Below are 10,792 nucleotides of genomic sequence, written 5' to 3'. Positions count from 1 at the left end.
CTCCGCGCGCGATACTGGGTCGGCGCGGTGCCGAAGCGGCGACTGAAGGCGCGGGTGAAGCTGGCATTGTTGAGATAGCCGCAGCGATAGCCGACCGATGCGACCGGCAGGTCGGTCGACAGGAGCAGCATCTTCGCACCCTCGAGCCGTTTCTCGGCCAGCGCATCGGCGATCGAACAGTCGAACATGTCGCGGAAACCGCGGGTCAGCTTGGCGCGGTTGAGACCGCAGGCGCGCGACAGCGTGTCGAGCGTCAGCTTCTCCGCCCAGCGCTCGTCGATCATCGACCTTGCATTGAGGATGCGGCGGCTGTCCTCCTGTGACAAATGGCTCTCCCCCAGCACCGGAACCAGCGCGCTGTCCCCGATCAGGCGCAGCGTATCGCACAGCAATTCGATGCTCTTGGCGAGACGGTAGGGCTCGCGCGCGCCTTCGGGCATGTCGCAGTCGCGGATGGCCAGGGCGATCTCGCGCAGTTCGCGGGTGATGTGGAAGGCGCCGTCGCGCCCCTCGGGCAGCGCGCCGAACAGCCGCTCGATCGCCGAGGCGGAGACGATCAGGAGAAGCTGGTCGTCGCCGAGCGTCGCGGCGGAGGGATCGGCATGCCAGCGGACCGTGGCAGGGGTACCGACGCAGCCGAGCGTGTAGCTGAGCGCAACCGGTTCGGCCGGCCAGGGGCGTTGCGGCAACGCGCCCGCGCCTACCATTGCCGCCATCTCGTGGGAGACCTGTACCCAGTCCCGCTCGACCATCCAGCGCATCCTCTCATCCTATCGAGGAAAAGCTAGACCTTCCTGATAGGTTTGTCGAGACCTATCAGAAAGGTAAAGGTCATGTGGCGAGCGAGGTCGAATCGCGCGGCGCGTGGCGCATCGCCAGGGGGAAGGCGAGCGAGGCGATCGCCGTGATCACGACGCCGACGATCGCGAGCGCGGTGCCCAGATGGCTCTCCCCGCCCAGCAGGCCGCTGACCAGCGTGATCAGCGGCGGCGCCACGCCGAAGCCGAGGACGCCGGCCAGCGCCACGAACAGCCCAATGCAGAATCCGCGCAGCTCGTTGGGCAGCAGGACCGTGATGGTGACGCCGACGATCAGCCCGGCGGCTGTGCCGCAGAACAGGAAGAGCCCGAGCATCAGCGCGAAACTGGGCACGTCGGGGGCGAGCGGGAAAAGTGACATCGGCACCGACAGGGTCGTCGCCGCGATCGCGCCGATCAGGATGCCGCCACGGCGCGGAAGGCGATGGCCCCAGTCGGCGACAAGACCGCCCAGGATCGATCCGATCACGCCGGCGGCGAAGACGACCAGGCCCATCCACTGGGCGAACTGATCGGGCTGGAGCCCATAGCTGCGGCTCAGCACCGGCGCGGCCCAGATGCCGGCGGCGGTATCGATCATCGCGACCGAGAGCTGGCCGGCGAACAAGGGAAGGATGAAGGCACGCCGGTCCCAAAGTTCGCGCATCGCGACCGAGAAGGGAGCATCGGCGCCCGCGACCGTCTCGCGCCGGGCCGGCTCGCGGACGAACAGCAGCGGCAGGCACACGATCACGCCGATCGCGGCCACGGCGAGATGGACCCCGCGCCAAGGCGCGACCGGGCCGATCCATGCGGGAAGCACCATCGTGCCGAGCATGCCGAACAGCCAGCCGCCCAGCGCGAACGCACCCGCGCTGCCGCCCCATTTGCCGAGCGTCAGGACCAGCATCGCGCTGCCGCGCTGGGTCGGCGGGCACATGTCGGCCGCGATCGAGATAGCGGCGGTGACCGAACAGAAGCCGCCCACCGCGACGAACATCCGGGCGATGAACAGCCCGGTGACGCTGTCGGCGAAGGCGGTCAGCACCAGCCCGATCGTCCAGCCGAGCACCAGCAGGAGCAGGAGCCGCATCCGGTTGCTGCTGTCGACCAGTCGTCCGATCGGCACCGCCAGCACGGCGAGCGGCGCCGCCGCGCCCACGCCCTGGATGAAGCCGAGCTGGTTGTCTGTCAGGCCCAGTTCGGCCTTGGCGGCCTCCTGGACGATGCTGAAAAGGAAGATCGACATCGTGCCGATGGCCAGCGCCAGCGCCAGGGCGAACAGCGCGGGCAGCGCGGCGGACAGGCGCGGTTCGGCGCGCGTTGGGTCAGGTGCGAGGGGCAAGGAACCTCCTGAGGGCCGACTGGCTGAGCTGCCGCGCCTGCCGGCTGACATAGGCGTCGGCCTGCAGTTCGAAGGCGTGGAAGGCTCCGGGAAAAAGATGGAATTCGATCGGCACGCCTGCGCGGGCGAGGCGGCGCGCATAATCGAGATTCTCCTCCAGGAAGAGATCGAGCGCTCCGGCGTAGAGGAAGGTCGGCGGCAGGCCTGACAGGTCGGTCGCGCGGGCGGGCGCCGCATAGGGCGAAACGTCGGCGCCGCCGGGCGCATGGCCGAGCAGGGCTTCCCAGCCGAAGCGGTTCTTTTCCGGCGTCCAGACATATTCGCCGACGAAGGGATGGGGTTCGGCGCCGCTGCCGTTGCGATCGTCGAGCATCGGATAGATGAGCTGCTGGAAGGCGAGGGGATATTCGCCGCGGTCGCGCGCCAGCAGCGCCAGCGCCGCGGCAAGGCCGCCGCCCGCGCTTTCGCCCATCACGCCGATCCGGGCCGTATCGAAACCCTGTTCGGCGGCGTTGGCGAAGACCCAGGCAAGGCCGGCATAGCAGTCCTCGATCGAGCCGGGAAACACGGTCTCGGGCGCGAGCCGATAGTCGACCGAGACGATCGCGCAGTTCAGCTCGATCGCCAGCGGCCCGTTGGACATGTCCCCCTGATCCGCGGTGCCGGCGACAAAGCCGCCGCCATGGATGTGATAGATGACGGGAAGCGGGGCGGCGGCCGCGTCCTTCGGTCGCAGGACGCGCAGCTGGATGTCGGGGCCCCCCGCAGGGCCGGCGACGGTCTTCACCTCGATCGCCGCGTCGGTCTGCGCCGGCGGCAGCATCGCCCTCAACTGCTCGCGCAGCGCAGGCAGGCTTTCGCGGCTGAGCTCGCTGTCCGGAAACTGCTCCAGAACGGGCAGGAGTTCGGGGTCGACGAGGTGGCGGCTGTTCACGGGCAGATCCTTTCCAGCGGACATGACGGAGGCCCGGACGGAACCGGGCCTTCGTTCAAAGCTGGAATATCTTGCCGGGGTTGAACAGGTCCTTCGGGTCGATCGCACGCTTGATCAGCCGCATCATTTCGACCGCGTCACCCAGTTCGTCGACGAGGAACTGCTGCTTGCCCAGACCGATGCCATGTTCGCCGGTACAGGTGCCGTCCATGGCGAGCGCGCGGGCGACGATCCGGTCGTTGAGTGCCTCGACCTCGATCATCTCCTCCGGCCTTTTGGGATCGATCGCGAAGATCACGTGGAAATTGCCGTCGCCGACATGGCCGAGGATCGTCGAGGGTACCGACGACGTCGCAAGATCTTCCTTGGTCTCGACGATGCATTCGGCGAGGCGGCTGATCGGCACGCAGACGTCGGTGGTCCAGCCGACCGCGCCGGGGCGCTGGTTGACCGCGGCGTAATAGGCCTCGTGCCGCGCTTTCCACAGCCGGTTGCGTTCTTCGGGCAGGTTCGACCAGAGGAACTCGCCGCCGCCATTATAGCCGGCGATCTCGCTCGCGCACCGTCTCGACCTGCTCCTCGACATAGCGTTCGGAGCCGTGGAATTCGAACAGCAGGGTCGTCTTTTCGGGATAGTCGAGCTTCGAATAGGCGTTGCAGGCCCGAACCTGCGCATCGTCGAGGATCTCGATCCGCGCGACCGGCACGCCGATCTGGATCGACTGGACGACGGTGTCGACCGCGCCCTTGAGGGTCTCGAAGGAGCAGACCGCCGAGGAGATCGCCTCGGGAATGCCGTGCAGGCGCAGGGTGATCTCGGTGATGATGCCCAGCGTGCCTTCGGCGCCGATCATCAGACGGGTCAGGTCGTAGCCCGCCGCCGACTTGCGCGCCCGGCGCGCGGTACGGATCACCTTGCCGTCGGGGGTGACGACGCGCAGCGACAGGATCGCCTCGCGCATCGTACCGTAGCGCACCGCGTTGGTGCCGGACGCACGGGTCGACGCCATGCCGCCGATGGTGGCGTTGGCCCCGGGATCGATCGGGAAGAACAGCCCCTGGTCGCGCAGATGTTCGTTGAGCTGTTCGCGCCGCACCCCCGCCTGGACGGTGCAGTCGAAATCCTCCTGGTTCACCTCGAGGATCGCGTTCATCTCCGACAGGTCGATCGTGAGGCCGCCCTTGACCGGGGTGACGTTGCCCTCGAGCGAGGTGCCGGCGCCGAAGGCTATGATCGGTACCTCGGCGGCGACGCACAGCCTGACCAGCGCCGCCACCTCTTCGGTCGAGCGAACGAAGGCGACCGCATCGGGCAGCACCGGATCGAAATGGGTCTCGCTCGACCCATGCTGGAGGCGGATCGCCTCCCCGGTGCCGAGCCGGTCGCCGACCACCGCACGAACCTCGTCGAGGAAGCCCGTGGGCAGCGGCTTGCGGTCGAAATTGGGCAGGGGCGCGGTCATGGCCTGTCTCAATATTTGAAGGAGGCGCGGACGCCGTAGCGACGACGATCCCCGATGATGCCCAGGTCGGAAGCCGGCAGGCCCGCGAGCAGGAGCGCCGTCTTCTCGATGTAGCTCTCGAAATACTTCTTGTTGAGCAGGTTGTTGCCGAAGATCGCCAGCTCGAACGGACCGGTCTTGTAGGTGATCGAGCCGTTGACCAGCGCATAGCCCTTCAGGAAGGTCGGCGTGGTCTCGTTGAGCGTCCCGGCGAGGCGCTTGCCCTTGCCCTGCACGCCGGCGCTGAAGGTCAGCGTGTCGTCGCCGATCGGCACGGCATAGTCGCTCGACAGGCTGAACATGATGTCCGGCTGGAAGGTGAGGCGGTCGCTCGAAAGCGTGCGGCCGGTGACGGCGGTATAAGGCGAACTGTCCGTCAGGCGGGCGTGCATGTAGGTGAGGCTACCGCTGATCGTCCATTGCTGGGTCGGCCGCACCAGCCCTTCGAGTTCGACGCCGTAGCTTTCGACATCGCCGCTGTTCAGGTCGACCGTGACGAGGCCGGAGGGGAGAGCCGGCGCGACCGAGTTGGGGCCGATATAATCCTTATAGTCGTTGTAGAAGACTGCGGCCGACAGCGAGAGCGCGCGGGTCGAATATTTGGTCCCGGCCTCGTACGTCCAGGCGGAGTCGCCCTTGTAGGTCCGGAATGGCGCGTTGGGGGCGTTGAAGCCACCGCCACGATAACCGCGCGCCACCGAGGCGTAGCTCATCATGCTGGTGTTCCAGTGACGGGTCACGGTCAGCTTGGGCTGGACCTGATCCGATTTGAGGCTGGCATCGGGGAGCGCCGCCCCATTGACGGTGCCCGAAGCCTTGCGGCTTTCATGGTCGTACCGCAGGCCGAGGGCCACTTCCCAATCGATGTTGGGCTTCCAGAATAGCGTGCCGAACGCGGCGTAGGTATTTCCCACGCGCTTGTCGGTCTGCCGTACCACGGCATTTCCGGCGATGACGATAGTGCGCGCCAGCGAGGCCGAGGTCGTTTCGCGGCTGTAGAACAGGCCGAACAAGGTCGAGATCTGGTCGCTCAAGTCGCTGTCGAGGCGAAGCTCGGTCGTTGTCGTGCGCAGGCGGTCGCGGCTGTTGTCGCGGACCGCGTTCAGCGGGCCGAAGTCGGCGTCCGAGTCCGGCGAAACGGTGTTGCGCAGGTCATAGGCTGCCTGAAGGGTCAGCTTGCTGGCGAGTGCTTCGATCGGGGTTTCGATCTTCGCATTGACGCCACGATATTTGTAATTGGCGACACCCAACGCGTTGAACTGGTTGGTGCGCAGATAGTCGGTCGGGCCGGTGACGCGGGCATAGAGGAAAGCGGTGCCTTTCACCCAGTCATAATAGCCGCCGATGGTGATCGTCAGGTCTTCGGTTGGCGTCGCGCGGATGGTGGCGTTGATCGAGTCGGTGTTGAACTTGTTCGACTTGCCGCCGATTATGACGTTGTTGATGAAGCCGTCCTGTTCGCGGTGCGACCCGGCGACACGGACCGCCAGCTTGTCTTCGACGATCGGTCCGGCCACCGAAGCGCCGACCTGCCAGGCGTTGTCGGGGCCGGCATAGCTCGCCATGCCGCGCGCTTCGAAGACGTTGCCCGGCTGGCGGGTAATGACGTTGATCGCGCCGCCGAGCGTATTCTTGCCGTAGAGCGTGCCCTGCGGGCCGCGCAGCACCTCGATCCGTTCGACGTCGTTCAGCGGGTTGTTGAGATAGGCGGTGTTGGGACGATAGATGCCGTCGACAAACAGGCCGACACCCGGCTGCACGGTGCTTTGGATGGTGACGCCGACGCCGCGGATCGACACGAAGGCGCGGCCGGCACCATCGCTGTTGATGTTCAGACCCGGCGACAGAAGGGCTGCCTCGCGGACCGAGTTGATGCTGCGCTTCGCCAACACGTCGCCGGAAACGGCGGTCACCGCGACCGGAACGTCGAGAAGGGTTTCGTTGCGCTTGCGGGCGGTGACGATGATGTCCTGATCGCCGGTCGCTTCCTCGGCCGCGGCGGGGGCGGCCTGCTGCGCGACGGCCGACGAGGCGGCGGCGAGCGCGACGAACGCACATCCCGAGACGAGCATGGTGGTGAAGCGCATCTGTGGTCCTCTCCTGAAACGCGCCGACCTTTGATGATCTGGCGCCAACCAATGAAGAGGACCTATCCGATAGCTTACCTTTCAGAAAGGTCCTGATGCACCGCCGGCTTTGCCGATCGGCTCGGACAATTGACCGGCCCGATCAAGTGTCTGAAATCAAGGAAGAAAGGTCGCCGCCGGCAGGCGTGGTTCGGAACGGGCGAGTCCGTCCGAAATCGAATAGACCAGCCTTTTCTCGCGGTCGAACGGCGACCAGGGCAGGTTGCCGTCGCGGGCGAAGTCGACCCAAAGCCGATGCATGCGATCGGCGAGCTGCTGCGGCGGGGCTTCCCCGACCAGGCCCTGCGCGCCCGTCGCGGTCGCGAGCGTGTCGAACACGAAGGGCAGTTCGACCGCGTGGCAGGAGCCGAGCTCGCCCTTGAAGGCGGGCGAGCGCCAGTCGAACTCGTACATATGCGTCCGGCCCTGATGCTCCTCGGCGAAACGGCGCGCGGGCCAGCGGAAGACGAGGTCGTTCATCGCGTCGGTCAGCGCCTGTCCGGGCTTCACGCCATGCTTCCCCAGGCCATAGGCCTTGAGCACCCTGCGCGCGCCCGGTTGCGATCGGCTGAGCAGGAATGTCGCGAGCAGGCCACCGATCTTGTCGCGCACCCCGGAGGGGACGAGGAAGAGATTCATCTCCTCCGCATTGGTGCCGATCAGGACCTCGACATCGCTCCCCGCGCCGCGCCGCAAAGCTTCGAGCGGTTGGAGCGGAAGGACGTCGTCGCCATGGACGGGCACGAAGCGACTGAGGCCGAACATCGGCTCATGCCCCCTCGAATCGCGCAGGTCGATCCGCGCGGTCGGCGCCGATATCTGCTCGACCGCGTCGAGCGCATCGCCCGGCGCCACGCTGGCGAAGCCGGCCCGGTCGGGCGTCACCCGCAGCAGCTTGGCCAGCTTCTTGACCAGTCGCTGCATCACCGGGATCTCGCGGGTCATGCCGGCATGGCCGCTCTGGATGATAGCGCGGCGGAACAGGCCTTTGGCGAGCGGGGAAGCGATCAGGTCGGCGATCGCCATGGCGCCCGCGGACTCGCCGAACACCGTGATATTGCGCGGATCGCCGCCGAATGCCGCGGCATTCGCGCGCACCCACTGCAGCGCTGCGATCATGTCGCGCAGGCCCAGATTGGTGGGCACGCCCGGGATTGGAAGGAAGCCGTCGATGCCCATGCGGTAGTTGATCGCGAAACAGACCAGACCGGCGCGGGCGAAGGCGGCGCCGTCGCTGATCGACACGTCCTTGCTGCCGATCACGAAGCCGCCGCCGTGGATCCACACCATCACCGGCCGGCCGCCGCCATTGGCCTCGGGCGTCCAGATATTGGCCGACAAATAATCGTCGCCCTGAACCCAGCCGCTGCCGATCAGCGGTGTGACGTCGAGGCCGGGGAATGCCTTGACCCGATGGGGGGCGTTGGGGCCGGGGTCGACCGCGTCGCGCACGCCTTCCCAGGGTTCGGCGGGCGCGGGGGCGGCGAAGCGACGGTCGCCCACCGGCGCGGCCGCATAGGGAACGCCGCGGAAGCGGCGAACGCCCGCTTCGATTGTTCCCCGCACCGTTCCAGCGGTCGTGTCGACGATCGCTCTAGCCATCATGATCTCCTGCACATTTTCGTTCTACCTAACGCATATACGCACCACGGTGCCCGCTATTGCAGTGTGCAGACCGGCTCTATCTGTATGCGCCCCGTCTTGCGGGCCGGAACTTCGGACGCTCCCCGGCGTCGAACGGCGGGACGCTAGGCTCGTTTCGGGCACCGCTTGAAATTGCGGGTCCGCGTTTCCTTATTACGGGGGAGCGGCCGTGCCCCACGGCACACCCCCGGCCGCCGAGAGAGGACGTCACATGAATTCTGGCCGATCGCGGGATTGGATGTGGGCGGAAGCCGTCGACCTGATCGACCGCGTGCAGCGCCTGCATCAGCAGGCCTTCGCCCCGTCGCGGGCGAGCGGCGGCGCGCCCAGTTGGGAGCCGCCGGCCGACATGCTCGAGACCGAGGGCGAACTGCTCGTGCTCGTCGCGCTGCCCGGGGTCGACCTCGACCAGACCGAGGCGTTCATCGACGACGGCGTGCTGGTCGTCCGCGGCTACCGGATCCTGCCTCCCGAACTGCGCATCGCCAAGATCCATCGGCTCGAACTCCCGCAAGGCCGGTTCGAACGACGCCTGCCGCTGCCGCCGGGCCGCTATGACTCGGTTCGCCGGTCGAGCGTGCATGGATGCCTGCTCGTGACGTTGAACAAGGTGAATGGAGGGCTGCGGCGATGACCGACCTGGCCGACAGCAAGACGATCGAGGCGCAGGAGGCACGGACCGACGCCGGTCCCCGCCTGCCCGAACTTCCCGCCGACGCGATGATCATCGTGCCGGTCCGCAACTTCGTGATGTTCCCCGAGGTGGTGATGCCGCTGGCGATCGGCCGGCCGGTGTCGATCAACGCGGCGCAGGCGGCGGTTCGCGAGAGCCGCCCCGTCGGCGTGCTCGCCCAGCGCGACGCCGACGCCAAGGAGCCCGGTCCGCTCGACATGCACCGCATGGGCACCATCGCCAATGTGCTGCGCTACATCACCGGGCCCGACGAGACCCATCACCTGATCGTCCAGGGCGAGACACGCTTCCGCGTCGTCGAATTCCTCGACGGCTGGCCGTTCCTCGTCGCCCGGATCGAGCGCATCGAGGAGCCCGCACCCGAGGGCAACGAGGTCGAGGCGCGCTTCATCAACCTGCGCAACCAGGCGCTGGAGACGGTGGGGCTGCTGCCGCAGGCGCCGCAGGGCCTGGCCGACGCGATCCGCACGATCGCGGCGCCCGGCGCGCTGGCCGACCTGACGGCGGCCTATCTCGATATCGGCGCCAACGAGAAGCAGGACATATTGGAGACGGTCGCGCTGCAGCCGCGCCTCGACAAGGTCATGGCGCTGCTCGCCCAGCGGCTCGAGGTGCTGCGCCTGTCGGCCGAGATCGGCAAGGGCGTGCAGGAGAAGCTCGGCAACCGCCAGCGCGAGCATCTGCTGCGCGAGCAGATGGCCGAGATCCAGCGCCAGCTCGGCGAGGACGAGGGCAATTCGGCCGAGATCGCCGAACTCAGGGAAGCCATCGCCGGAGCCGGCATGCCCGAAGAGGTCGAGAAGCAGGCCACGAAGGAGCTGCGCCGGCTGGAGCGCATGCCCGACGGCGCGGCCGAGCACGGCATCATCCGCACCTATCTCGATTGGCTGACCGAACTGCCCTGGGCGCTGCCCGCGCACAAGGACATCGACATCGCCGAGGCGCGGGCCCAGCTCGACGCCGACCATTATGGGCTGGAGAAGATCAAGAAGCGGATCATCGAATATCTCGCGGTCCGCAAGCTGGCGCCTGAGAGCAAGGCGCCGATCCTGTGCTTCGCGGGCCCCCCGGGGGTCGGCAAGACCTCGCTCGGCCAGTCGATCGCCAAGGCGATGGGGCGCGAGTTCGTCCGCGTCAGCCTGGGCGGCGTCCATGACGAGGCCGAGATACGCGGCCACCGGCGCACCTATATCGGCGCGCTGCCGGGCAACATCATCCAGGCGATCCGCAAGGCGGGCACGCGCGACTGCGTGATGATGCTCGACGAGATCGACAAGCTGGGCCGCGGCGTCCAGGGCGATCCGTCGGCAGCGATGCTGGAGGTTCTCGACCCCGAGCAGAACGGCACCTTCCGCGACAATTATCTCGGCGTGCCCTTCGATCTCAGCCGGGTCGTGTTCATCGCGACCGCCAACATGCTCGACACCATCCCCGGACCGTTGCGCGACCGGATGGAGGTGATCTCGCTCCCCGGCTACACCGAGGAGGAGAAGCTCCACATCGCCCGCCGCTATCTGGTCGGCCGCCAGCTCGAGGCGAACGGGGTGAGCGCCGAGCAGGTCGAGATCGACGATGCCTCGCTGCAGGCGATCATCAGCTTCTACACGCGGGAAGCCGGCGTGCGGAACCTGGAGCGCGAGATCGGCAAGGTGATCCGCCACGCGGCGGTGCGCATCGCCGAGGGCAGCGACACCCATGTCAAGATCGGCGAGAAGGATGTCGTCGAGGTTCTCGGCGGCCATATCTTCGA

Annotated in this window: 7 protein-coding genes and 1 pseudogene; 2 read left to right on the top strand and 6 right to left on the bottom strand. The window is 67.2% G+C overall.

Annotated features, from left to right (window positions below):
- The 6 genes and pseudogenes from AC3WLD_RS18730 to AC3WLD_RS18705 all read right to left on the bottom strand — a co-directional run.
- Positions 1-761 (bottom strand): helix-turn-helix domain-containing protein (locus tag AC3WLD_RS18730; protein WP_492558388.1); only part of this gene is annotated, 761 nt, incomplete at its 3' end.
- Between the two features lie 70 nt (positions 762-831).
- On the bottom strand, positions 832-2,142 hold the full coding sequence (locus tag AC3WLD_RS18725; RefSeq protein ID WP_232333061.1) for an MFS transporter: 1,311 nt from the start codon (positions 2,140-2,142) through the stop codon (positions 832-834).
- Positions 2,126-3,100 carry an alpha/beta hydrolase gene (locus tag AC3WLD_RS18720; protein WP_305960144.1) on the bottom strand — a complete coding sequence of 325 codons (975 nt, stop codon included), beginning with the start codon at positions 3,098-3,100 and terminating at the stop codon, positions 2,126-2,128. The genes AC3WLD_RS18725 and AC3WLD_RS18720 overlap by 17 nt, the downstream gene beginning before the upstream one ends.
- A gap of 31 nt (positions 3,101-3,131) precedes the next feature.
- A pseudogene (locus AC3WLD_RS18715) lies at positions 3,132-4,539 on the bottom strand (FAD-binding oxidoreductase).
- Positions 4,540-4,547: 8 nt separating this feature from the next.
- Positions 4,548-6,665, bottom strand: coding sequence for a TonB-dependent receptor (locus AC3WLD_RS18710; protein ID WP_492558387.1), 2,118 nt, complete (start codon positions 6,663-6,665; stop codon positions 4,548-4,550).
- Positions 6,666-6,821: 156 nt separating this feature from the next.
- Complete coding sequence (locus AC3WLD_RS18705) at positions 6,822-8,309, bottom strand: carboxylesterase/lipase family protein (protein ID WP_141462130.1); 1,488 nt, start codon at positions 8,307-8,309, stop codon at positions 6,822-6,824.
- Between the two features lie 250 nt (positions 8,310-8,559).
- On the opposite strand from AC3WLD_RS18705, the gene AC3WLD_RS18700 reads away from it, so the two are divergent.
- Both AC3WLD_RS18700 and lon read left to right on the top strand, forming a co-directional pair.
- Positions 8,560-8,982 carry an Hsp20/alpha crystallin family protein gene (locus AC3WLD_RS18700; RefSeq protein ID WP_141462133.1) on the top strand — a complete coding sequence of 141 codons (423 nt, stop codon included), beginning with the start codon at positions 8,560-8,562 and terminating at the stop codon, positions 8,980-8,982.
- A partial coding sequence (gene lon / locus AC3WLD_RS18695) for an endopeptidase La (RefSeq protein WP_492558386.1) occupies positions 8,979-10,792 on the top strand: 1,814 nt, incomplete at its 3' end. The genes AC3WLD_RS18700 and lon, both read left to right, overlap by 4 nt.

The sequence above is a fragment of the Novosphingobium sp. FW305-C-111 genome, from assembly GCF_058783565.1.
The sequence above is the reverse complement of the archived record's forward strand: the minus strand, read 5'-3'. Positions and strand labels throughout refer to the sequence as shown.

Coding starts and splice junctions, on each gene's coding strand:
- AC3WLD_RS18720 (WP_305960144.1), bottom strand. CDS start 3,100: ATGTCCGCTGGAAAGGATCTGCCCGTGAACAGCCGCCACCTCGTCGAC.
- AC3WLD_RS18710 (WP_492558387.1), bottom strand. CDS start 6,665: ATGCGCTTCACCACCATGCTCGTCTCGGGATGTGCGTTCGTCGCGCTC.
- AC3WLD_RS18705 (WP_141462130.1), bottom strand. CDS start 8,309: ATGATGGCTAGAGCGATCGTCGACACGACCGCTGGAACGGTGCGGGGA.
- AC3WLD_RS18700 (WP_141462133.1), top strand. CDS start 8,560: ATGAATTCTGGCCGATCGCGGGATTGGATGTGGGCGGAAGCCGTCGAC.